Here is a 23,117-nt window from a genome sequence, read left to right on the forward strand (position 1 = left end):
AGAGCGTATGAAGCATGCGTCTAGCTACCTCATCGTCTAGAATCCTCTAATGCCTTTCTTACATCTTCTTGAGATGTAGCAATAATTATCCCCCAGAACTACTATTATTCTGCTGGTCATTCTGATTATCTTGAGGAGTTTGCGGAATAATTCGCTCTCCTCCTTTTGCCATCAAGGCAGATTTCACGGCATTATTAGCGGAAGAGTATAATATGTCATCACTCAAGATTTCAGTGGCTTGATCAGCGGTAATATTGCTGTTTTGGATGGCGTTGGCACTTTGTCCAGCGATGTCTTTATTTGATAATTTGCCTACACCTGAAGCAGTAAGACTGTTAAATCGATCCGAGCTGAACTTAATTTCTGATGGTCCATCTTTTTTCTGAAGAGCTTGGAGTGCTTCAGCCCCGGCTTCGGCAACACCCGCATGAGATCCTTTCATATCGGTGAGTGATTTAGCCATACTGACACTGTCCACCTTTCCTCCGGCACTTAGATATTCTGCTATTTTATCCGCACCGTAGGTTCCCTGACTCTTAAGTTGGTTAACGGCTGCAATCCTGATGTACTTGTCGGCATTTTCGTCCTTTAGAGCCGCTACCGCATCTCCGCCATGTTGATACGTGATTGCTCGTTCAGCTTTTTCCATTGCATTTTTATCATAAGCCTCTTGTGCCGCTCTTTCGCCCTCACCAAGACCTATCTTTTGACCAAACGAGCTCCTATCTAAAGCCCTCATTGGGTTAATAACGACACCTGCTCCTCTTACAAATCTATTGTCATTTTCTCGAAGTTTGGCGGATTTTTCTCCAAGCCAAGTATTACCAGACCTTCTTTCTGCCATCTTTCTAGCAGATCGAGATTTCCATGCGTTCTTAACATCGTTAATTCTGGCTTTAGCGGCGTTCATTCTGGTTGTATTCTTCGCAGAGTTCTTTAAGACGCCGGTTGCAGCACCACTAAGTCCGCCTATCTTTGCTCCGATACTACCTAATGAGTTTAATGAGCTTTTAATCACAAAAGGTGTGGCGCCTAATGGCAAAATAGACGCCGCCAAGGCTGCAACCTGCATGGTTTCTTTTGGATTGTTTGGATCGTTTGTGCCGACTGCAGCCAATACGGCTCCCGCTAACTTTCCAGCTCCATACAGAAGAGATATTACAGGAAATACAATTAACAACCCCCTAAGCATTGATACCCATTTTTTGAATAAATTTTCAGTGTTTGGTAGAAGCCATGCTGCAAATGCTAATGGAGATATTGCTATTAACAATATGACGACAGCTTGTCGAACGATTAGTATGACCAACACTACAAGCAGCGCCAGAAGCAGCGCTAAAATAGTAGGTATACTTACAGCAAGGAATATAAACAGACCTACTCCAACTAGTGCTAGTCCGCCAACGATTAAGGTGTTGAAGGTACCAACCTCTGCTGATTGAGTGCCGACTCCTGATGCCGCCCCCTCCAGAACCCCTTTAAGAGAAAAACCGAGGATATTAGACAAGTCTACAGTCAATCGGCAGAGATAGAAAGATAAGTTTACGAGCAAAGCCCCTATTATTAATCTTGGTAGAATTTTCTTAATTCCATAATTACTGACGCCGACATTGCTTATTTGGGAGAATATTACCCACAGGAATATTACGGCAAATACGGCGTTTGCAATATCTCGGAAGAACTTCCAAGCTTGCTCTAATCCCCCATTTGATTTGCTATCAAAGATTCCGCTATCGATAGATAGAAAATACGATATTGCGGAGTAGGAGGCATCTCCCAGGCTGCCAGCAAAACTCATCAAAGGACAGACGAGCCACCCTATACCGTCGACTCCGCACGAATTTTTCTCTTCTTCTCCGCCGCCGTCACCGTCCGATGGAGTCTCTATTTTAGCAGACTGACCTTGCTTACAGGCATTTATTTTTTCTGGTTCGTTCTTATAGGTTCTGCCACAATACTCAGGGTTATCTTTGTTTTCTACACCATTCTGACATACTTCTAACTTATCTCCTGCTAATCCTGCGCATGCAGTGTCTGTGGCTGACTGCTTTAGTGCTTCTTGATACTTTGGCGCCGACTCCACCAGGCGTTGATATATATTCATACACTGCCATTCAGAAATGTTTGCGTCATAATGATTCTGTGGCCATTCACGGTTATTTGATCCGCCCACATTATAACCCTGCCCGTCGCCAGGTAGGTAATATGAGTTAGTTAAATTTCCGTTACCATCTATATTTGGTATTTCCCAATCTTTTGAGCTGTGTCGTTGAGGTTGAGGATTGTCGTCTTTTACGCAACCTTTTATCATGGACCTCGAAACCAGATATTTTATGCTAGGATCGGAGTTTTCTATACCATTTTTATAACCTGATAAATTTGTTAGTACTTCAAATATCTTTCCTTTTGAATATACATTAGCGTCAACTTGTCTATCATCCTTCCCTCCTGCAGACTTCTTTTTTTTACCAAATGCACCACTTCCATTTATACATTCGTCTTCGGACAGGGTGTAGTTAGTGCCTCTCCTGTATCCTATTTTGCAAAGCAATACCTCTACAGCGGAGGATCTTCCTTGTGGCTGTATGTTGAATTGACTAACAGCTGTACTCATAAGTTCAGCTGAGTTGCAATCAAAATATCCTCCCGAGTTATTGTATCCTGTAAAGCCTGGAAAAGTTCCTACGTAAGATCCGTCGCCAACGTTATTAAATATTTTTCCCTTTTTCAGCTCCTCTACGTTGCTGTTGGGCGCCTTACTTCCTGCACGGACAAAACATGTATCTAATGCGCGCGCATAAACATAGAACTTATATTTTTCTTGAGTACTGAGACCGTCAAAGTACCCAGCGGCAAATGCAGGTAAAGAGGTTAATAGCGTAGAAATTGGTAATATAAATAAGGCGCTTACGCACAAATATAAAACTATACTCTTAAAGACGTTTCTACGACCAAACCCACTCATAAACATAAACACCTTCATTTAATCACATATGAAGGTGTTTATGCAAGTAATAAATTAAAAATCTACTTATCGTTTTCAATAGCTTCAGCAACCTCAGGAATATCACGGGGTGATACTTTAACACCATCTTTTTCCAGAAAGGCTCCGTCTGCATTAGATTCGACTAATATGTCAAAGCCAGCTATCACGCTAGTCATGTGTACATATCTGTCAAGATTGAAGTAGTCATTATCAAAGCCGCTGTCAACTTGTTCGTACCCAGGAACGTTTAACTTACTTGCATCCCTATCGCCGTTAACGAAGGCTCTAACAGCAAAAGGCATAGAAAGTTCTCTATTTTCATTGTCTTTAAAAGATACCTTATATACTGTAGATATTTCTTCGGTGGCGTATCCATACGTAGAGACTTTTTTGCCTACAGCCTCATTTGGTCCAAGATCTACTCTAGGGCTTGTCTTCATGCACATTGCAACAGAATCTGCAATTCCGCATTGGGTTTTTGTTGATAAACCATCAGGTATGTAGGTGATATAGCCTGTAGTATTACCTTCATTGTCGCGCCCTGTGCTTTCAAAAACTTCCTCTACAGTAATGTCTGTAATATCTTTTATCCTGAATATATTAGGAAAATGCTTATTCTTATCATACTCAGTTATAGAACCTAAGGAGAACTTAGCTTGAGCAACTGTAATTGTATTTAATACACCCTTGTCTATGATTTTCATTTCTTCTACAGAGAAAGGATAACCGTGTTCAACAGAGTCTTGACGTATACTTCCAAGGGCGAATATACCTATAACATTATTCTTGATGACAGGGCGCATATCTTTGGCGAAGTTGGAATAGTTGGTTAATACTGCTCCGTATTTTTCTACAGGTATTTTATCGTCTTCTTTTACTAAGTTTTCGTTTACGAATTTAGCGAAAGTGGCTCTCCACTCACTATAGCTAACTTCTTCACCACTTTTTTCTTTTTCTAAAAGACCTCTGAGGTCAGATAGATTTACGTCTTTATATTTGTCGATTATTTCTTGAGGTACAGGCTCTGTTGTGTCTGTGCTGGTTTCAGAAGATGGATTCTCGCTTTCCTGCGACGTGGATGTTGTAGTATCTGGAGTTGGCTCTTTATATCTATAGCTTTCGCTATCACTACATCCTGCCGCTCCAAGCGCGAATGCTGCCGCACCAATTAGTGCCATTATTTTTTTTGGTAGTTCTGAACCGCTTGGGCTATTAAGCTTATTGGGATTATAAACCATAACGCTTGGGGTCCTTTCTCTGACATTGTCAGGTATTTTATTATAAAAACTTCTTAGACCTTCCAGTCCAATTGGCTATATAATAACACAAATTGTACAAAAATGCAATAAAAATGGTATATTTTCCATAAAAAAACACCCTATTAGGGTGAATCATCTGTGGCGCGCTCGACCGGATTCGAACCGGCGATCTCCTCCGTGACAGGGAGGCGTGATAGGCCAACTTCACTACGAGCGCATATCAATATCCTTTATATTATCAGATTACTTCTGTCTTTTCAAGGAAAATGTTTGCTTTTTTCGCTTGACTATTTTACAATTTAGGTATAAGAGAAAATTTTATGACAAAAAGAAATATTGTAATCAGTATATTTATCGCAACAGTAATCGTAGGAAGTGTTTTTGTACCCAGAATAGCTCTAGCTGCCGGCAGTTGTGGTGGCGCGGAAACCTCTGTTATTTCTTGTGAAGGCGAAGGCAGCACGGCAATTATCAACATAATCAAACAAGTTATTAAAATCTTAACCGCTGGAGTTTTGGTCGCGGCGGTTGGTGCTGTTATATACGGAGCATTCTTATATACCACTTCTGAGGGTAGTCCTGATAAGATAAAAAAAGCGCGTGAAGTTTGGACGAATACTGTTATTGGGATAATAATGTTTGCATTTATGGTGGCAATTACTAACTTTATTATTCCAGGAGGAGTTTTCGATTGATGAAGAAAATTATAATAGCAATGTCTTTAATGATTATAGGGTCGTTTGGGGTGAGTATGACTTTCCCGGATACTTCTTTTGCTGAAAGTAAAGTTAATGAATGTGATAAAAAAGGAAAGATTTTAACATTGAAGCCGTGGTATGACGGATTGACGAAAGGTGACTGTTCTATTAAAGATCCGGGTTCGGACGCTGACTCGCAGGCAAATTTTATCTGGAAAATCGCGCTTAATATCGTTGATGATTTGCTGCAGCTTATTGGTTACACGACCGTTGGATATATTATATACGGTGGTTTCTTGATGATGACCAGTAACGGTGCTCCAGACAAGGCCGCTCATGGGCGAAAGACTATTATGAGTGCCGCGATTGGTTTGGTTATTGCCCTAGCTTCTGTTGCGTTGGTTAACTTTATATCATCAAATATAGGAGTATAAAATGAGATATATGGAATTTTTTGCTGGATTGTTGGGGAGTGCTGATAGTCTTGGTGTGCCGAAGGATAATGGTGTAGATATTATGAAGTTTGTTAATTTGGCATTTTGGGTGGCTGGTGTCGTAGCCGTTATTATTGTTATTATTGCTGGAATAAACTATTCCCTGTCCTCTGGTGATCCAGCTAAGACTGCCAGCGCAAAGAATACTATTCTATATGCAGTCATCGGTTTGGTAATTATTGCTAACGCGATTGCTATAACAGGTTATATTATAGGAAAGGTTTAAGATGAAGATTTTTACAAAAATCCTGACGGCTGGAATACTAATGATTGGGCTTCTTGGAGTGTTCACTCCAGCGGTGTCTGCGGCTAACGGTATCGATATTTGCTCAAAGGAAAATGGAAGCGACAACTCTGTCTATTGTCAAAATAAAGATAGCGGTGAAGGTCAGGTGAATGGTATTATAAAAACTATCGTTGAAGTTCTACTTATGGCTGTCGGTGCTATCTCGATTATTATGATAGTTATTGGTGGTATTTTATTTGCGCTTTCCAGTGGTGATGCTCAGAAGGCTGCAAAAGCTAGGAATACTGTTTTATATGCGGTAGTCGGTTTGGCTGTATCATTATTCGCATCAGCAATTGTTAATTTTGTATTTAATAGGTTTAATTAGGAGAAAATATGAAAAAATCAATCATATCAATAGCAATTATGATCTGTGCGGTGTTTGGAGCATCGGTTTTATCTACTGCTTCCCTGTCGGGCAGTGTTTCTGCTCAGGTATCTAAAGGAATTGATACGGCTACAACATCGGAAATGAAAGGTAAAAGTATTGACGGTGATAACGGTCTAATAAAAACAGTAGTTAATGTTTTGCTTTGGGCTGTGGGTATTTTGTCTGTTATTATGATTATCTTTAGCGGATTTCGCTATATTACTTCGGCTGGCGACGCTTCAAAGACAAAATCTGCTCAGAGTACGCTCACCTATTCAGTGGTTGGACTAATTGTGGCTATTATGGCATACGCGATCGTCAATATGGTTACAAATCGACTATAATAAATCCATAATTAGTTTTACAAATAACAGATAAAAATGTATAATAGTAATATCATTAAACAAGGAGAAAATAACAATGAATAAATTAAAATTAATCTTGGCGGGACTACTGGTAGTACCAACTGTTGCTTTGGCTGTAGCTCCAGCTGCAAGCGCCGAAGGTGATTTTACCTTAACTAATGGCGTAAATAGTGCAAGAGGAGAAGGTGTGAGTGAAACCGCTTCAGATCCTCAAACTTTGGTTAAGCAATTTGTAAATATATTCTTGTTTGCCGTCGGTGCATTAAGCGTTATTATGCTTATCTGGGGTGGTATCCGTTACACCACTTCAGCCGGTGACAGTAATAAGGTTACTGCAGCTAAGAACACAGTTTTGTACGCAATTGTTGGTTTGGTGGTTGCAATTTTGGCATACGCAATCGTCAATATGGTTATCGATAAGTTTAAGGGTTAATCTACTCTACCGGTAAAAAAGAGCCTCGCTGATGAGGTTCTTTTTTTATGGCTAAAAAAATACCGCCAATTTGTGACGGTATTTTCTGTGAAATGGTTTTTACAGAACTTGAATCTTCTTTGCTTTTTCTTGCTTTATCTTTTCAAAAGTAATTGTCAAAACGCCATCTTTTAATTCTGCCTTAACACCTTCTTCATTTACAGCGGTTGGCAATGCTAATGTACGGCTGAATTCACCCCAGTAACATTCTTGGATGTGCCATTGGCGAACATCTGCTTCGTCACCGCTAGACAGTGTGCCGCTAATTGTTAAGATGCCGTCAGAAATGCTTACGTCTAGGTCGTTTCGATCTACGCCGGCAGTACGAGCTTTGATAACTAGGTTATTTTCTGTCTCAAAAACGTCAACAGCCAATTGACCCATTGCATCATCAGCTTCATCTTCCCAATTGTCGTCGGATCGTGTTGTTGATGTACTGTTGCTTCTACTGTTGTCGTCGTCAAAACCAGGTAGCAGATCGTCGTTATCATCGTCAATAAACGCCGCAGCCAATTCCTGTTCTGTTAGTAATGTATCATCTTGCTTTCGGGCCATAATTTCCTCCACTTTTATAATAGGCTCATTGACAAAGTCTTTATTAGTATAACTGTAATGTGCGTTATAATCAACAGAGAAAGGCTTAAAACGTAAAAATTACAATGTTTGACACGCTATTATCAATCATCGCTCCTCACCACTGTTATAAGTGTGGTAAAACGGGTGGTATTTTATGCTTAGATTGTAAAAAATACATCATGAGTCGGAAGTATGATATGTGTGTATTATGTGGTGATTTATTGGAGAATGGCAACTTATGTAAAAAACATAAGCTCCCCTGTGATATGATCTGGTGCTTTTCGCGACGTACAGGTGTTGTTGCAAAAATAATTGATGATTATAAGTTTAATCGTGTTCAGGCGGCGGCTGGATTGCTAAGTGAGTTCTTAGACGAAGCTCTGCCTGAATTGCCGTCAGGTACAGTAATCGTACCGATTCCTACAATTTCTAAGAATATTCGGCGTCGTGGATTTGATCATATCCGAAAAATTGCTATTAAACTATCTCGACGTAGAAAAATAGAGTGCTGTTCCCTGCTCCGGCGCAGAAATAACGTCACCCAGCACTTTACGAAGTCTTCCGCCCAGAGAAAACGTCAAGCAAAGGAGTTTTTTGAAATTGCGGGTAAAGTTGATAAAAATAAGCGATATATCATTATTGACGATATCTTTACGACTGGCTCAACTGTATTAGCGGCGGCGGAATGTTTGAGAAAAAATGGTGCTAAACACGTGGACATTGCGGTTATTGCCAGGCACGGGCGCCCGAAGCTATGAGTGATGATAATGACTGCCGCGATGGATTTCTTGGGCGCGGTATAATTGCTCAGCTAAAATAAGACGAACTAATTGGTGTGGAAACACTAAGTTCGATAACGACCAGACGACGTTGGATTTTTGGCGCAAGTCGCCAGTAACTCCGTAAGCGCCACCGATGATGAAGACAATATGCTTGTCGATATGTTCGGTTATTAGGTTAGATAATTCCGGCGATGATAAGTTTTTTCCGCGCTCATCGAGCAAAATAACGAAGTCGTCCGAATTAAGGCGTGAAAAAATACGTTCAGACTCTTCCTGGCGCGCTCTGTCGCCTTCAAAGCTTGAATGCGGTAGAATAATCATTTCCGCAGCAAATGGTGCTCGTAGACGCTCTAAAAAACGAGAAATGCCTGGTTGAACCCAGACTTCGTGCTTTTTTCCGATTGTTATAATGGTGATTTTCATAATATCTATGGCGGAGAGAGAGGGATTCGAACCCTCGATGAGTTGCCCCATACCGCTTTTCGAGAGCGGCCAGTTCAACCACTCCTGCACCTCTCCATAAAGCTAATGTGGTACACCCGGCAAGATTCGAACTTACGACCTCTGGCTCCGCAAGCCAGCGCTCTATCCAGCTGAGCTACGGGTGCATACAGCCTTTCGAAAAGGCTATAATAAAAATATAAGGTACCTTCATTGCTATAAAGCACTGAACTTTTGTATTCTACCACATAAAATATAGTCAATCAAGCTATAGCTTTATCAGCCGAATAAACTTCTCTAAGGCGTCTGGCTTAATTTCTTGCATTGGTAGGCGCGCTCCGAGCATATCGACAATTCTCTCGCCCTCTGCTTCGGAAAAGTAAATAGTTAAACCTGGCGAAAATCGTTTTACGGGCAATAATAGAATCGAATGTTGGTTGTTTTCGTGAATTAATCCAAATGCGCGAAATTCGCTAAAATCGTGTAAAACATCGGCGATGTAAATGCCTTTGGGGCTAATCGCGTAGTTTATTATTTGAGGAGTTTTGTTTGATAATACAAACAAGGCTACAGCCATAATTGGCAATAAAACAGCGAAAGTCCAGTTCTTAAACACCAAAATTGCTAAAGCCATTAAACCTATCAACACAATGACAAAAAACACGTACCACAATTTACCGCGTTGAACTTGCACACCTTCTGGTGCGTTCCAGGCTATTGGCTCGGTTAAATCAATCCTGTCAGGTGATGGCGTTTCAAAGTCTTGGTTTTCTGGACTATCGTTCATGGCGTTAGTATATCACGATGAGAATTAACGGACAATTAAACGTTAGTGGTTGATCCGCCGCTTAAAGCTGCGCCAAGGATGAAGTTGATTATGGCGTAAGCAAAGACCGCGACTAATAGACCGATGATTGCGTATAAAATTGTGTTTTTGGCGTTTGTGACGGATTCTTTTTTACCGCCAGATATTACGTAGCGAAAACCGCCGAAGATTAGCATAACGACGCTTAAAACGCCGACGCCGAATAGCATAATGTTGATGGCACGCCTTACGATTGATGAATCACCATTAGCTAAGTTGGATGGCGTATTGTCGCCGCGTGCCGCGTTAATTCCGGCTGGTGCGCCGCCTTCACCTAATGCGGAAACTGGAGCAGTTACTAAAGCTACGCCGAATCCGATTGTAAGTAATCCTATTGTAATCTTAGAGATGTATTCTTTTATCATAATCCTATTATACTCTATTTACGATAAAGCTATCAATAATTGCACTTATATGGTACACTAAATAGTGAGTTTGGAGGAGTACCCAAGTGGCTGAAGGGGACGGTTTGCTAAATCGTTAGTACGGAGAGATCTGTAGCGGGGGTTCGAATCCCCCCTCCTCCGCCAAAATTCAGAGATAGTACGGAAGGGTGACCGAGTGGTTGAAGGTACCGGTCTTGAAAACCGGCGTGCGGTAAAACGTACCGAGGGTTCGAATCCCTCCCCTTCCGCCAAAATAGTGCTATTGAATTTGAAAAATAGGAGATCCATGTGAGTCTCCTATTTTTATTGGTTTTGATGGAGTTTTTTATTTCTCTTGTTTGACTTGAATCGTACTTTCATAACTTGCGCCAGATAGACGATCAAACATAAAACGTCGGTTAAATAGGGCTATTATAATTGTAATTAATACGAATAATATGAATACTAATAACGCAATTGCGAGCAGACAGAGAAACAATAACGAATCTGCTTCCTTATTAAATTTATTCGCTAGGTAAAACAAGCCTGCGGGAATGATGCGAAAATATATCGTAAGTAAGATTCCTCTGAAAATTGTGCGAATCCATTTTTTATTTTCAAATGTTAGCCCAAACTTTAATAATGCGCTACCAAAAGTTTTACCATTCAGTAGAGGAATTAGGCTAAAATAGAGGGCTAAAAATAGCGAAAACGGAAGTTGGGTTTTTGATAAGGTGTAAGGAATACGGATGATAACAGCGTCGATTATTAGAGATAAACTAACGCGAATTCCAGAAACTCGTGAGCCAGCCTCAAGGGATTTTTCATCTATTTCTTCCCTGGACGGAAGTAGCCATGTCGCAAACCAGCCCAGAAAGTAACCGATGCATCCGCCTATCGTGTTCTGGATGACGTCATCGACGTCGGCTAATCGGTAAGGTCCTGAATAGATGAAATAAAGTCCAGATAATTGAGTTATCTCAAAGAATAAACTTAAAATAGCTGTTAATAACAACGTCTTTTTAAGGCTACATTTGAAATAGTATCGCAGATAAATTCCGAACGGAATGAGCATTAAAACGTTGAAAGCAGGAACGTAGAAAGTGGGATGTTTTATCGCCGTAATCCAAGTTGAACTATCTGTTAATATAAGTGGATTGTTCTTTATAAAATCTGCGACGAATGAAAACGGGATTAAATTCAGATTTTCTGCGTAAGTTGTGTGAACGGATTCTGGATTTGGTAACGGTAAAATAACTAAGAAATACACAGTTAATAAATACAGAATAAAGGAATACAAAATCAAAGTCCGCAGCTTATTGACGGAGCCATATTTTCGATAGTTCGCAATCATATACGGCAACGTGATAAGAAAAGCCAAAATTGGAAAAAGTATCAGCGCGACCTTAATAGAAATTAGATATCCCATAAACTCCATTATACTAAACATTTTCTCTGTAAAAATCAGAATAGCTATTTCTATGCTGGGAAATATACTTGACAAAAAACAAAGCTTATGCTAACATTGTAATTAGTATTCTAAAAATAGATACAAAAAGAAAGAATAAAAATGAATTTAGTACAACAGTTTTTCACCGTTACAACTATGTTTGTCAGTTTGAATGTAGCGTTTGGTGTGCTGCTGCACGACACCAACGTCGATAAAGCGTTTTTGTCATCTTGGAAAACATATAGCGTTCAAAGTGGCGTTGAGGATGAAATAAAAATGCCAGAAACAAAGCCCCATACTCATCCAGAACATGCTCAATTGTCAAATGTGCTGAAAGAGGGTTCGGCGCGACCGCGAACTACGCCTCGTAACAACGATAAGAAGCGATTACGCCAAAAATATGCCGCTCGTGGTCAGCATACTTTTGACGGATATCACCTTGACTTTGAAGGTGTGAGTTAGGCTATTTTAAGCTAATCACTTCCAACTCCGAAACAAGCCGAGTAATGATTTTTTCTTGCTCGGCTAATTGCTCTCGAGTTTCCTCGACAAGGTGAGCTGGCGCCTTCTCAACGTAAGTTGGATTTTCCAGGCGCTTCTTTAATCCCGCCAATTTCTGACGTGCTTCGGCTAGGCGCATTTCCAGATTTTCCTGATGTTGATACAGAGTTTCGCTATCGATATCTAGCCACGCTTCCCTGTTTGCTGCCGCTAATCTCAGTCCACGCGGCTGATCTGTGTGCTCAATTGCCTCAAGCCGCATAAGATGCTTAATTGTGTCTTGATTGTCGGCGATAAGACTATCGTTGCCGTATAACAATCGATATTTCTTATTCCCTGGCAGTTCAGCAATCACCCAGCGACCTTCAGCGACCAGAAGCTTAAGTTGCTCGAATTGCTCGGCGGCAATCGGATCGAACTTTTCTGGAGTCGGCCAAGCTTCACGCATCAAAATGCCGTCGGTGTAATTAAGCGTTTGCCAAATTGTTTCCGTAACGAACGGCGCAAACGGATGAGCGATTTTCAAAGAAGTCGCCAAAACCCAGGATAACAACGGACGATTGATCGCGGTTTTAGACGATTCAATGTACCAGTCGGCCACATCGTCCCAGATGGTGTGATAAACAGTTTCTGATGCCTCTGAGAAGCGATATTGCTCTATTCTAACAGCAATGTTGTTGGCGGCGTCGTTCAATTGGCGAATAATCCAGTGATCGGCCGGAGTTTGCGGCTCTAAGTCAACAATTTGGTGATTATCGCCAATTTGCGCCTCGACAAACCTGGCAATATTCCATAGCTTATTGCAGAAATTACGTGCCGCAATGACTGATCCCTTGTTGAAAGCTTGGCTTTGAGCTGGCGCTCGCCCAGAAATAACTCCCATGCGTGTTGCGTCGGATCCGAATTCCGCAACCAATTCCATTGGATTGATAACGTTACCCTTAGATTTGGACATTTTCTGATTGTGCTCATCATTAACCATTCCGTGTAGATAAACTTCTTTGAACGGCACCTTACCTGTTCGGTATAGGCTAAGCATGATCATTCGAGAAACCCATGCGCGCATAATATCCATACCAGTTTCCATCATGTCGGTCGGGAAATAATTAGCTAAATCGCCGCCAGTTAAGTAATCTGTTACGATGTATGGCCATTGACCAGATGAGAACCAGGTGTCAAAAGTGTCTTCTTCTCTGATATATGTTGTACCATTTACAACAATACTCTGCTCGTTGGTGCGAGTGTCGAATATCCAATCCTTAGGGTCGTTTTCATTTACAAACGCAGGAATTGGTATTCCCCATGGAATCTGTCGTGAAATATTCCAGTCTTTTAATTGCTCAAGATATGCGATAAGTTCTTTGCGCTTTGATGCTGGATAAAAAGTAATTTCTTCTTTTTTGAGCGCATCAATTGCCGGCTGTGCGAGTGATTGTGTTTTAATAAACCACTGCTCTTTAATCATTGGCTCAATTACGCTGCCACACTTATAACAATGTCCAACGGCGTGTTCAATTTCAGTTTCACCGCGACGTAGCTCCAGTGCTTCCAGTGCTTCCAAGACTCGAGCGCGAGCTTCTACTGGTGTTAATCCTAAGAACTGCGCTGGCACGTTTATCATCTTCCCTTCTGGGCTGATAATTGACTCTATAGGTAAATCATGACGTTTTGCAATTTCAAAGTCGTTCGGGTCGTGCGCTGGCGTAATCTTAACCGCACCGGTACCATAGCTCATGTCGACATATTCGTCCGCGATGATAGGAATTTCCTTATCGACAATTGGCAGTAAAATGCGAGTTCCAATCAATTTTTTGTATCGCTCGTCGTCTGGATGAACCGCTACGGCAACGTCGCCAAGCATAGTTTCTGGACGCGTAGTAGCAATGATAATCTCGCCAATTTTATCTAATGTCGGGTAAGCTATTTTCCACAACTTCCCTTTCTCGTTCTTATGTTCTACCTCGATGTCGGCAAAGCTGGTTTGGTGTTTGGTACAATAATTGACAATTCGCTCACCTCTGTAAACCAAATTGTCATCCCACATTTTCTTAAATGTGTCGTATACGGTGTTGATAACTTTTTCGTCCAGAGTGAATGTCAAATGCTTCCATGACGCACTAACACCTAACGCGCGCAATTGCAGCTCCATATTGCCGCGTTTTTCTTGTACAAAATTCCAAACTTGACTATACAATTGGTCACGTGAAAAATCGAAGCGACTCTTCCCTTGCTTCGTCAAATCTCTCTCATACACAACCCAAGTTTCAAACCCAGCATGGTCGGCGCCTGGAATAAATACGGCATCATCGCCCTTCATTCGGTGATAACGAATCAGGATATCCTTCAAATTCATATCGAGTGCGTGCCCGATATGCAGATTACCGTTCGCGTTAGGTGGTGGCATAATGATTGAATATGGCTTGCCTACCCCTGTTGGCTCTAATGCGCCACTGGTTTCCCATAGGGCGTAAATATTTGGTTCGTAATCGTTTGGTATGTATTGTTTAGCTAGCTGCATAAATTATTCCATGGTTTTTTCATGTGAAAAAAGACAAAAGAAAACAAAGTAGCTTTTCACGTGCAAAAGCCCTTAAATATGTAATCCTCTAATTTCTCCACATGTTTATATTACATCTTAATTATACCACAAATTTATGTGGTGCGATGGATGAAATTAAGGCTATTTTCTAATCGTTTGATACGCTCGATATAGCCAATATTGAAGTGGCTTTAAGGGAAGTTCCCAGGTTGACCCAGAATAGACATCTTCGCCGCCGAATGATCGCTTGAATTTCGTAAAGCCAGCCCACGGGTGATTTTTTGGTGCGTTTTCAGGAGCAATTCCGTATAAATCGACTTTCTCCATTTGGCGATGTTTTGCATCGATTATCGCTTCGGTGAGCAGGGCGGTTCCAGCGTTAAGTTTGCGATATTCTGGTGTAGAATTTGCTGCTGCATGCGCGTAAATTCGAGTTGTTTTTGAGTCGAAAAATAGGGCAGTAGCAATTACTTTATTATCACATGTCGCGTACCAGAATGAAGCGTCCTTTGATGGCAGCAGGGAACCAGCTTGCTTATGAAAATATGAATCTGGGTGCGGCGACATACCAGTTCGTTTGGCGACTTTGTGTATCAATTCTAAGAAATATTTAATATCGTCTGGGTTTTGAGATTGATGGACCGTTACACCTTTTTTGTGATAATTCCTATAACAATTCCTTACAGGTTGCGCCATGCTTGCTATAATCTCTTCCTCTGGCTGCTGGAGATTGATAATATGCGTATGTTCTGGCTGCAAATGGACGTAAGTGGCTTTCTTCCAATTCTCATCATATAATACCTTAGAAAAGGTGGGTTTAACCGGTCCGACTCTAAGGAAAGTAACGCCAAGTTTTTTACCTAGGTCAACGAGATCTTTTAATGCCAACTGCAAATTTTTCTCATTAGTGGCGGTTGGACCAAAAGGGCAGTATAAGCGAGAATTGCCCGTGCCGCGCTCTAATATTGCGAAATATTCCCATCCTTCACCTCTGTTGTGAAAGACTTTTCGACCGAGCGATTGTTGGAATTTTTCCCAGGATGATGATTGTAGAAAATGTTGATTCATGTTGTAATCCTCACAACGTTATATTGCTGTCATTGATAAACTTGGCTGAACTTCCAGGTCGTATGGATCTGTCGGTTCGTCAATTTGAGATCTGAAATAACCAAGGGTAGCAATCATCGCGGCGTTATCTGTACAGAGTTGGATAGGGGCGTATTCGATGTCAATTGGCAAAGCTTCGCGTAATTGACGGCGCAACTCTTGGTTAGCCGCGACTCCGCCAGCGATTACAACGGAGGCTGGCTGGAAATTGTCAAACGCCTTCTTGGTTTTATTTACGAGAGTTTTTATGGCTGTATACTGGAAACTTGCCGCCATATTACGTCGTAATTCGTCATCTACGAGCGCTGGAAGCTCATGAGAGGGAAAAGTGAAGTCTTTACCGACTTCGTGCTGAACGGCTCTCAAAACGGCTGTCTTAAGCCCAGAGAAGGAAAAATCGTATTCGCCGGATAATTTGGCGATAGGCAAGTGAAACGCGTGTGGGTCGCCAAGCTCAGCAGCTTTAGCGATAGCTGGGCCGCCAGGATATGGCAAGCCGATGATTTTAGCAACTTTATCAAACGCTTCGCCAACCGCGTCGTCTTGAGTTTGTCCAATAAGCTGATAGTCACCGTGATTTTTGAATAGGACAAGTTGTGAATGTCCGCCTGAAACGATCAACGAAAGCATAGGGAATGACGGTTGTTGTTTCGGCAATGTTAGAGATAAATTGCCAGCTTGCTTATTGATAAAATTGGCGTACACGTGAGCTTCTACGTGATGAATCTTAAAGAGCGGCTTATTGTGAATAATAGCGAGAGTTCTAGCGGCGAGAGTGCCGATTAATAGCGAGCCAATAAGTCCTGGCGCGTAAGTAACGGCGATGGTGTCAATATCATCCCAAGTGCAATTTGCGTCAGATAAAGCTTTTTTAATGACGGGATTTACAACTTCCAAATGACTACGCGCGGCAATTTCTGGAATAACTCCGCCGTATTCTGCGTGAATGTCAATTTGAGAATTGACGACATTTGAAAGCAGGCGTTCGCCATCTTCAACTATTGACGCCGCTGTTTCGTCGCAACTGGATTCAATTCCCAAAATCCTCATTTGTTTTTATTATAGCAAATATAAGTGGTAAAATGGGTATTATGAAAAACGAGTTGGTAAAAATTGCTAGAAAAACGCTACCTCAAGGAGCTTTGGAAAAAACCGAAAACGCCTATAGAGTTGCGCGCACGAAGATGATTAGCCTAAGATATGGCAATCCAGCTCGTGGCTTGAGAATTATTGCAGTAACAGGGACGAACGGGAAAACTACGACTGCTTGTTACATCAATGAAATCTTGAAAGAGGCTGGCTTTAAGACTGCATTATTTACGACGGCGGTGATTGAAATTGCTGGCGAGGAAAAGATAAATGATTTGAATGCGACGGTGCCGACTGTAGCAAGACTGTTTAGCTTTTTTCAGACAGTTCAGCGTGAAGGTGTGGAATATGTGATTTTAGAGGCAACAAGTCACGCTTTATCACAGCATAAATTTGACGGCGTGCCAATTGAGGCGGCGGTGATGACTAATTTGACTCAAGACCATTTGGACTATCACAAAACGATGGAAGCTTACGCAGCAGCTAAGGCTAAATTGTTTGAGAAAAAGCCGAAATATATCGTGCTGAATCGTGATGACGAGTGGTTTGAATACTTTGACAAGTTTACAGCTTCTGGCGAGAAAATGACTTACGGAACGAATCCGGAAGCCGAAGCTCACTTAACGCACGTTAAGTTATATAAAAAGGGAACAGAGGCGAGTTTACTGATTGACCATCAAACTCATTTGGAGTTGGCGACTAATTTGCCTGGCGAATTTAACGTGATGAATATGTCGGCTGCGGTGTCGTTGGCGTATTTGTTGGGAATAAAGTTGGAAGATATCCAAGAAGGTGTGGCGAACTTGGAAGCGATTCCTGGACGATTCGAGCGAGTAGAGAATAAGCTTGGAATTGATATTATTGTGGATTATGCTCACACACCAGACGCGCTGGAAAAATTGCTAAAAACTACTCATAAAATTACCAAGGGGCGATTAACTTTGGTGTTTGGTGCGTGCGGCGATAGAGATAAGACAAAGCGTCCGATTATGGGCGAGCTGGCGGCTAATTTGGCGGATAGGATTTTCCTGACTGACGAGGAGAGCTACAACGAAAATCCAGATGAAATTCGGGCAATGATTCGTCAGGGAATTGAGCGAACGAAGAAGGCTCATAAAATGACGGAAATTGCTGATCGAAAACAGGCGATTTATCAAGCTCTGAGGTCGGCTGTTCGTGGCGATACGGTTCTGATTACGGGTATGGGTCATGAGCAGTACCGAATTGTGAATGGCAAGCGAATTCCGTGGAATGATAAGAAGGTCGTTCAGGAAATTATTTCTGAGATTGAGAAAAAGAGTCGTAAAATTTCGCTTTAATTTGTTTCCAGCTTTGTGATTGACGAACTAATTTTTCTGCATCGCTTGGGTCGAGTAGCAATTCTTTCACGGCGTCTTCAAGGTAAATGCCGCCCTGTGAGCCTTTGAATAGAATTGTCGTATCTTTAATGTCGCTATTTTTCAGGAATTCTCCAGCTTCAAGCGCCGTGTCAAAAGAAATTACTTTACAGCCATTTTTCTTAGCAATTGGTGCGAGGTGTTTTTTAGCCATTTTACCGACGGTGATGAGCAATTCTAACTGTTTAGGGTCGCAAATTTCGCCGATTTTTTTATGCTCTGATTCAGATGTTTCGCCTAGTTCATTCATATCGCCCAATACGGCAATTTTATGATTGGCAGAGATGGAATAGAGCGTTTTTAACGAATTTTCCATGGCAATAGGGCTGGCGTTATAAGTGTCGTCCAGTAATGTACAGCCGCGTATGCCGCGTAAAATATTCATTCTACCTGAAACTGGTTTGATTTTTGTTAAAGCCGCCGCAACTTCTTCAATATTCATTCCGCAGGCTAATCCCGCCGCCGCCGCGCCAGTGATTGAGCGGATGTTGTGTTTGCCCAATACAGAAATATTTATATCCTGAGAAGTTTCTTCGGAGTGTTTTAAATTGACAATACAACCAGCATCTGTAGTCTTTTTAATTTCCAAGAAAACGTCGGCGGATTTATCGCCGTAACTTACGCGATTTCCAACTATGAGATTATGATATTTTTCATCGATATCGTGAAGGTTGAAGATGGTTTTTTTAGCGACCTGGCTAATGGACAATTCCTCGTGAGCTACCGTATCCATATTTTTGAAAAACTCCATATGTTCAGGAGCAACAGAGGTAATTATGGCAATGTCGGGTTGAATGTAGCGCATAAAAGTAGCCATTTCACCAGGGCAATCAATGCCGCATTCTTGAATAATTGCATCTGGCGATTCGGGGTTTTTTATGCTGGCGTGTGCCGCGGAGAAGACTCTCAGCCAGGCTAGGGGAGATTTGGCGTTTTTTGGTCCGTCTACACCTAAGATTTCCAGCGGCGCACTTAAAGTTGTGTTCAAATTGCCACGACTATGGCGCACGGTGAATTTTTCTGATAGAACAGTGGCGGTTGCTGATTTTACGCTAGTTTTACCAACGCTGCCAACTATGGCAATTAGTTTGGTGTCAGGATGAGATTTAAGATATTTTTTTACATAAGAGCCGAGAATTGTTTCTAAGAGATGTTTGAATAATTGCATGGAGTTATTATAACAGATTGAGGAATAGTAGGGAGAAGGGCGTGGGGTTGCTTTTTTAATGATTTTATGGTATTATAGCAGTTATGAATACAAGCAGATCCAATAGAGAGCGAATGAGATTGAGTGAGGTTGCTGCTGAGGTCACGAGATCTTCTGAGTATATGGAAATATGCTCAAAGTTAGGTGGGACGGCATTAAAAACGGTAGGGGCAAAGCGGCATGTTGTGTCTAAAGCTATAGATATTCAGCGTAGTAAACAAGAAAGTCAATATGAAACAGACGAAGACAGAGCTCTGAAATTAATACAAATTATGCCGTATTGGCTTGATGCTCAGGTAAAGCTTAATAATCATAAGAGTGATATGTCTCACAAAGAGATAAAAAAGTGTAAAGAAACAGTTACGACATTCAATAAAATCATACGTACTATGATAGATGAAGAGCAGTGTAGTAGTATGAAGGAAACTATGGATTCCATCAATGAGGTTATGTTAATGCTTAATTATACTCGCTCGGAGATTGAGTACGCTAGTCAGTCGTTTTATGCTGTGATTCAGGGAATGCGCCATGAAATTGCTGCTGAAAGTGCCTTAAACTGGACTCCGGGAGTTGAACTTGCTGAAATGACTAGTACTGAAGATGATCTTAATGGAGGAGATATTCGTGTTCACTATGTCGATGATCAAGGCGAAAGGTTTGAATTTAACATTGATATAAAAGCGACTAAAATTTCTGCTTATAAGGCAAAAGAAAGGAATCGTAGACCGGGTTATTATGTAATCTGGTCGGAATTTGATGATGATGATTTTTGTGGTAGAGTGCTTCCTGAAGACAGAACTATCAAGAGTAAATGTTCTTACTATGAGAAAAAAATTAAGGAAATAGTTGCCATTGAAAGGCAAAGGCGTAGCAAAGCTCAAAGAACGCTGGGAAGGGCAGTCTAGGTAGAGTATGGAAGCTTATAAAGTTATTAAGCCAGCTAATCTTCAGGAGCTTGATGCTACATTACGCACTAATCCGTTGGGTTCAGAATTTCCAATAACGATTGAGGGGAATCTTGATGGTAATGATATTGCAAAAAGAAGAGGTGTTGTTCCTAAGAAAGAGGAAGCTACCTTTTCAGCTGCTTCTATTGATGTTGGAAAGAGCAGTGAAAATACTAGAATGATTATAACAATGGGGGAAGTTGCTATTAAGGGGGTTGCCTTTACGGGAAGAATCTCTGCATCGGAAAAAGGCGATGATGGTGATGATAATTTCCCTGAGCTACTAATCGTATAATACCGAATAATATCTAGATAATTAGCACTCACACTTGACGAGTGCTAATTTGTTGCGTTACAATAGATACGTTGTTAACGAAATGGAGGATAACGTGAGTACACCTATTAAGCCTCTTGGCGACCGTGTTGTAGCGGTGCGTGAAGAAGCAAAGACTCAGACAGCGAGCGGAATTTACTTGCCTGATAACGCTAAAGAAAAGCCAGTAGTTGCGGAAGTTAAAGCAGTTGGCGGCGATGTGAAGAACGTCAAAGTTGGTGATCGGATTGTCTATAAGGAATATTCGACTACGGATTTGAAAATTGACGGCACGGAATATTTAGTTGTTCGCGAAGAAGATATTTTAGCAACGGTTGTTGGATAAAAAGGGGAGTTTAATTATGGCAAAAAAAGTTTTTTATGATGACGATGCGCGAAATCGCGTGCTTGGTGGAGCTAGATCGCTATACGACGCAGTTAAGGTAACTTACGGTCCAAAGGGTCGCAATGTTGTGATTGCGAAGGGTTTTGGCGGTCCAACTGTTACTCATGACGGTGTAACTGTGGCTGAAGGAATTGAATTGCCAGAAAACGATGACGAAACGCTGGGCTATAAAGTTGGTGCCGATTTAATCAAACAGGCTGCTAAGAACTTGAACAAGCAAGCAGGCGACGGCACAACGACTGTAACGGTGTTGACGTACTCGATTTTGAAAGAGGCGAATCGATTGATTGCGGCTGGACATAATCCGATGGAACTTAGGAAAGGCATCGAGCAAGCTGGCGCGGAAATTGTTAAAGAATTGAACAAATTGGCTGAACCGATTGAAGGCAGGTCTGACCGCGTGGCTGAAGTCGCTACGATTTCGGCGGGAGATGCGGAAATTGGTAAATTGATTGCTGGCGTTATTGAGAAAGTTGGCAAAGACGGCGTGGTTACTGTTGAGGCTGGTCAAGGTTTGGAGCTGGAAGCTGAGGTTGTCGAAGGTTTTAGCTTGGACAAGGGTTGGGTGAGTCCGTTCTTTGTTACTGACGCGGGTCGCCAGGAAGCTGTGTACGAAAAGCCAGCGATTTTGATTACCGACAAGAAGATTTCTAGTGTGCAAGAATTCTTGCCAATGTTGGAAAAATTGGCACAAAGCGGTAAAAAGGACGTGGTTTTGATTGCCGATGAAGTTGAAGGCGAAGCTTTGAGTATTTTGGTCTTGAACAAATTGAAGGGCGTATTTAATACCGTAGCCGTTAAGGCGCCAAGTTTCGGCGATCGTCGTAAAGATGTTCTTCGTGATATCGCTGTGCTGACTGGCGCGACTGTGATTTCTGAAGATCATGGATTGACATTCGAAAATGCTGGCTTGGAAGTTTTAGGCTCGGCGCGCAAGGTGATTGTTGGTAAAGACGAAACGACAATTATCGAAGGCGCAGGCAAGCCTTCAGGCGTGAAGGAGCGAATTGCTGAGATTAAGTCGCTTTCAGAAAATGCTTCTAGCGAATATGAAAAAGAGCAATTCGACAAGCGTGCCGCAGCGCTATCTGGTAAAGTTGCGGTTATTAAAGTCGGTGGTGCGACTGAGACAGAGATTGACGAAAAGAAATTCCGCGTTGATGACGCCGTGGCGGCTACCAAAGCGGCTTTGGCTGAGGGAATTGTTGCTGGTGGTGGCGTAACTTTGGTCAATTTGGCTGGCAATCTAAAAGTTAGCGGCGCGGATAGTTTATCGATTGGTCGACAAATCTTGAAGGACGCTCTGAAGCAACCGTTCCTACAGATTATGAAAAATGCTGGCTTGAATGCCGATGCGCTGCTTGCTCAAGTTGAATCTGGTAAACCTGGATTCGGTGTTAACGTTATGAAGCCAGAAGATGGTCTGATTGACGTGAAAAAGGCTGGTGTGATTGATCCAGCTCGTGTGACTAAAGAAGCTGTTCAAAATGCAGTGTCAATTGCGTCAACTGCGGCAACTATGGGCGCTTTGGTGGTTGATATTCCAGAGGCTGAAGTTGCAGCTGCTCCTGGCGGTATGCCAGGAATGGGTATGATGTAAATCTGCCCCGAGCAATAAAAATCCCGCCGAAAATGGCGGGTTTTTATTTTGGAGGAATGAATTAACGAGGATTTGAGAAATAGTCGATTTCTTTAATGATATCTAGTAGAGCCTGAGCACGGCGAGCTTCATCGACAATAGCTACGGCAGCGTCGTGTGCTGGTGCAATCAGAGTTTTATCGTCCGTAGAACGAAGAAGTAACAGGTAAGTGTCAAACTTTTCTTCTGGAGAAACGTCCAGCTTGTCGACTAATGGACGCAACTCGTTCAAGGCAGTTTGCTTAATCGTATCGAGCGCAGGATCTGCGGCTGCAGCTGGAGCTGGTGTGCTGACTGTTGGAGTTGGCACAACTGGCTCTGAAACAGGAGATTTCGCTGTGTCAATAGCAGGCTCATCGTTCTGATCTGTGGCGACAGGATCCGGTGAGATGGTTGCAGGATTAATAACAGGTGAAGCTGTAGCATTTGTCTCTTCAAATTGTAAATTATTGTCTGTATTTTGTGATACGCCAGCTAATACCTTAGCCAGTTCTTGGTCGTCACTGAATGATTGATTAGCTTGAGAATCCATTATAACCCACCTTATATATTAAATTGTTTAA

25 protein-coding genes and 5 tRNA genes are annotated in these 23,117 nt (G+C 41.8%); 15 read left to right on the top strand and 15 right to left on the bottom strand.

Going from position 1 to position 23,117, the window contains the following annotated elements:
- Window positions 1-85: 85 nt before the first annotated feature.
- From LRM46_RS01320 to LRM46_RS01330, 3 genes are all read right to left on the bottom strand, one after another.
- Window positions 86-2,983 (bottom strand): TrbL/VirB6 family protein, encoded by a 2,898-nt coding sequence (locus LRM46_RS01320; protein ID WP_243813271.1) that lies wholly within the window; start codon window positions 2,981-2,983, stop codon window positions 86-88.
- A gap of 44 nt (window positions 2,984-3,027) precedes the next feature.
- Complete coding sequence (locus LRM46_RS01325) at window positions 3,028-4,224, bottom strand: hypothetical protein (RefSeq protein WP_243813272.1); 1,197 nt, start codon at window positions 4,222-4,224, stop codon at window positions 3,028-3,030.
- A 160-nt stretch (window positions 4,225-4,384) separates the two neighbouring features.
- A tRNA-Asp gene (locus tag LRM46_RS01330) sits at window positions 4,385-4,462 on the bottom strand.
- 103 nt (window positions 4,463-4,565) lie between these two features.
- Here LRM46_RS01330 and LRM46_RS01335 point away from each other — a divergent pair.
- The 6 genes from LRM46_RS01335 to LRM46_RS01360 all read left to right on the top strand — a co-directional run bounded on the left by LRM46_RS01335 (window position 4,566) and on the right by LRM46_RS01360 (window position 6,891).
- The gene (locus LRM46_RS01335; RefSeq protein ID WP_146555102.1) at window positions 4,566-4,940 is read left to right on the top strand and encodes a hypothetical protein; all 375 of its coding nucleotides are present in this window, start codon (window positions 4,566-4,568) and stop codon (window positions 4,938-4,940) included.
- The gene (locus LRM46_RS01340) at window positions 4,940-5,377 is read left to right on the top strand and encodes a pilin (RefSeq protein ID WP_243813273.1); all 438 of its coding nucleotides are present in this window, start codon (window positions 4,940-4,942) and stop codon (window positions 5,375-5,377) included. The genes LRM46_RS01335 and LRM46_RS01340 overlap by 1 nt, the downstream gene beginning before the upstream one ends.
- Before the next feature lie 10 nt (window positions 5,378-5,387).
- Entirely contained in the window at window positions 5,388-5,663 is a 276-nt protein-coding gene (locus tag LRM46_RS01345; protein ID WP_243812127.1) for a hypothetical protein, read from the top strand.
- A 1-nt stretch (window position 5,664) separates the two neighbouring features.
- The gene (locus tag LRM46_RS01350; protein WP_243813274.1) at window positions 5,665-6,051 is read left to right on the top strand and encodes a pilin; all 387 of its coding nucleotides are present in this window, start codon (window positions 5,665-5,667) and stop codon (window positions 6,049-6,051) included.
- A gap of 8 nt (window positions 6,052-6,059) precedes the next feature.
- A complete protein-coding gene (locus LRM46_RS01355) occupies window positions 6,060-6,437 on the top strand; it encodes a hypothetical protein (protein ID WP_243813275.1) in 378 nt (125 codons plus the stop codon).
- A gap of 76 nt (window positions 6,438-6,513) precedes the next feature.
- Window positions 6,514-6,891: a pilin gene (locus tag LRM46_RS01360; RefSeq protein ID WP_243813276.1), complete on the top strand. Its 378-nt coding sequence runs from the start codon at window positions 6,514-6,516 to the stop codon at window positions 6,889-6,891.
- Between the two features lie 99 nt (window positions 6,892-6,990).
- Here LRM46_RS01360 and LRM46_RS01365 read toward each other — a convergent pair whose 3' ends face one another.
- A complete protein-coding gene (locus tag LRM46_RS01365; RefSeq protein WP_129743619.1) occupies window positions 6,991-7,485 on the bottom strand; it encodes an Hsp20/alpha crystallin family protein in 495 nt (164 codons plus the stop codon).
- Window positions 7,486-7,772: 287 nt separating this feature from the next.
- On the opposite strand from LRM46_RS01365, the gene LRM46_RS01370 reads away from it, so the two are divergent.
- Entirely contained in the window at window positions 7,773-8,264 is a 492-nt protein-coding gene (locus LRM46_RS01370) for a ComF family protein (RefSeq protein ID WP_243813277.1), read from the top strand.
- Here the strand turns inward: LRM46_RS01370 and LRM46_RS01375 are convergent.
- The 5 genes from LRM46_RS01375 to LRM46_RS01395 all read right to left on the bottom strand — a co-directional run bounded on the left by LRM46_RS01375 (window position 8,259) and on the right by LRM46_RS01395 (window position 9,959).
- Complete coding sequence (locus LRM46_RS01375; protein WP_243813278.1) at window positions 8,259-8,711, bottom strand: 23S rRNA (pseudouridine(1915)-N(3))-methyltransferase RlmH; 453 nt, start codon at window positions 8,709-8,711, stop codon at window positions 8,259-8,261. The genes LRM46_RS01370 and LRM46_RS01375 overlap by 6 nt on opposite strands.
- An 8-nt stretch (window positions 8,712-8,719) precedes the next feature.
- A tRNA-Ser gene (locus tag LRM46_RS01380) sits at window positions 8,720-8,807 on the bottom strand.
- A 12-nt stretch (window positions 8,808-8,819) separates the two neighbouring features.
- Window positions 8,820-8,896, bottom strand: a tRNA-Arg gene (locus tag LRM46_RS01385).
- 101 nt (window positions 8,897-8,997) lie between these two features.
- Entirely contained in the window at window positions 8,998-9,516 is a 519-nt protein-coding gene (locus LRM46_RS01390; protein ID WP_243813279.1) for a hypothetical protein, read from the bottom strand.
- A 35-nt stretch (window positions 9,517-9,551) separates the two neighbouring features.
- Window positions 9,552-9,959, bottom strand: coding sequence for a hypothetical protein (locus LRM46_RS01395; protein WP_243813280.1), 408 nt, complete (start codon window positions 9,957-9,959; stop codon window positions 9,552-9,554).
- A gap of 72 nt (window positions 9,960-10,031) precedes the next feature.
- Here LRM46_RS01395 and LRM46_RS01400 point away from each other — a divergent pair.
- Both LRM46_RS01400 and LRM46_RS01405 read left to right on the top strand, forming a co-directional pair.
- Window positions 10,032-10,124: transfer RNA gene (locus LRM46_RS01400), tRNA-Ser, on the top strand.
- Between the two features lie 17 nt (window positions 10,125-10,141).
- Window positions 10,142-10,231: transfer RNA gene (locus LRM46_RS01405), tRNA-Ser, on the top strand.
- A 74-nt stretch (window positions 10,232-10,305) separates the two neighbouring features.
- Here LRM46_RS01405 and LRM46_RS01410 read toward each other — a convergent pair.
- Window positions 10,306-11,388, bottom strand: coding sequence for a VanZ family protein (locus LRM46_RS01410; RefSeq protein ID WP_243813281.1), 1,083 nt, complete (start codon window positions 11,386-11,388; stop codon window positions 10,306-10,308).
- Between the two features lie 141 nt (window positions 11,389-11,529).
- Here LRM46_RS01410 and LRM46_RS01415 point away from each other — a divergent pair, with 141 nt between their 5' ends.
- Entirely contained in the window at window positions 11,530-11,871 is a 342-nt protein-coding gene (locus LRM46_RS01415; protein WP_243813282.1) for a hypothetical protein, read from the top strand.
- A gap of 1 nt (window position 11,872) precedes the next feature.
- On the opposite strand, the gene LRM46_RS01420 is transcribed toward LRM46_RS01415, so the two are convergent.
- From LRM46_RS01420 to tsaD, 3 genes are all read right to left on the bottom strand, one after another.
- Entirely contained in the window at window positions 11,873-14,428 is a 2,556-nt protein-coding gene (locus tag LRM46_RS01420) for a valine--tRNA ligase (protein ID WP_243813283.1), read from the bottom strand.
- 162 nt (window positions 14,429-14,590) lie between these two features.
- Complete coding sequence (locus tag LRM46_RS01425; RefSeq protein ID WP_243813284.1) at window positions 14,591-15,517, bottom strand: lipid II:glycine glycyltransferase FemX; 927 nt, start codon at window positions 15,515-15,517, stop codon at window positions 14,591-14,593.
- 18 nt (window positions 15,518-15,535) lie between these two features.
- A complete protein-coding gene (gene tsaD / locus LRM46_RS01430; protein ID WP_243813285.1) occupies window positions 15,536-16,606 on the bottom strand; it encodes a tRNA (adenosine(37)-N6)-threonylcarbamoyltransferase complex transferase subunit TsaD in 1,071 nt (356 codons plus the stop codon).
- Between the two features lie 41 nt (window positions 16,607-16,647).
- Here tsaD and LRM46_RS01435 point away from each other — a divergent pair, with 41 nt between their 5' ends.
- Window positions 16,648-17,964, top strand: coding sequence for a UDP-N-acetylmuramoyl-L-alanyl-D-glutamate--2,6-diaminopimelate ligase (locus tag LRM46_RS01435; protein ID WP_243813286.1), 1,317 nt, complete (start codon window positions 16,648-16,650; stop codon window positions 17,962-17,964).
- On the opposite strand, the gene LRM46_RS01440 is transcribed toward LRM46_RS01435, so the two are convergent.
- The gene (locus LRM46_RS01440; RefSeq protein ID WP_243813287.1) at window positions 17,921-19,210 is read right to left on the bottom strand and encodes a Mur ligase family protein; all 1,290 of its coding nucleotides are present in this window, start codon (window positions 19,208-19,210) and stop codon (window positions 17,921-17,923) included. The genes LRM46_RS01435 and LRM46_RS01440 overlap by 44 nt on opposite strands.
- Window positions 19,211-19,293: 83 nt before the next feature.
- Here LRM46_RS01440 and LRM46_RS01445 point away from each other — a divergent pair, with 83 nt between their 5' ends.
- From LRM46_RS01445 to groL, 4 genes are all read left to right on the top strand, one after another.
- Window positions 19,294-20,154 carry a hypothetical protein gene (locus tag LRM46_RS01445; protein ID WP_243813288.1) on the top strand — a complete coding sequence of 287 codons (861 nt, stop codon included), beginning with the start codon at window positions 19,294-19,296 and terminating at the stop codon, window positions 20,152-20,154.
- A gap of 7 nt (window positions 20,155-20,161) precedes the next feature.
- Complete coding sequence (locus LRM46_RS01450; RefSeq protein ID WP_129637131.1) at window positions 20,162-20,491, top strand: hypothetical protein; 330 nt, start codon at window positions 20,162-20,164, stop codon at window positions 20,489-20,491.
- A gap of 94 nt (window positions 20,492-20,585) precedes the next feature.
- A complete protein-coding gene (locus tag LRM46_RS01455; RefSeq protein ID WP_232272958.1) occupies window positions 20,586-20,855 on the top strand; it encodes a co-chaperone GroES in 270 nt (89 codons plus the stop codon).
- A 16-nt stretch (window positions 20,856-20,871) separates the two neighbouring features.
- Window positions 20,872-22,515: a chaperonin GroEL gene (groL, locus tag LRM46_RS01460; RefSeq protein WP_243813289.1), complete on the top strand. Its 1,644-nt coding sequence runs from the start codon at window positions 20,872-20,874 to the stop codon at window positions 22,513-22,515.
- A gap of 61 nt (window positions 22,516-22,576) precedes the next feature.
- On the opposite strand, the gene LRM46_RS01465 is transcribed toward groL, so the two are convergent.
- Entirely contained in the window at window positions 22,577-23,086 is a 510-nt protein-coding gene (locus LRM46_RS01465; RefSeq protein WP_243813290.1) for a hypothetical protein, read from the bottom strand.
- Between the last annotated feature and the right edge of the window lie 31 nt (window positions 23,087-23,117).

Origin of the sequence: Candidatus Nanosynbacter sp. HMT-352 (assembly GCF_022819345.1) — a bacterium.
Taxonomy (GTDB): domain Bacteria; phylum Patescibacteriota; class Saccharimonadia; order Saccharimonadales; family Saccharimonadaceae; genus Nanosynbacter.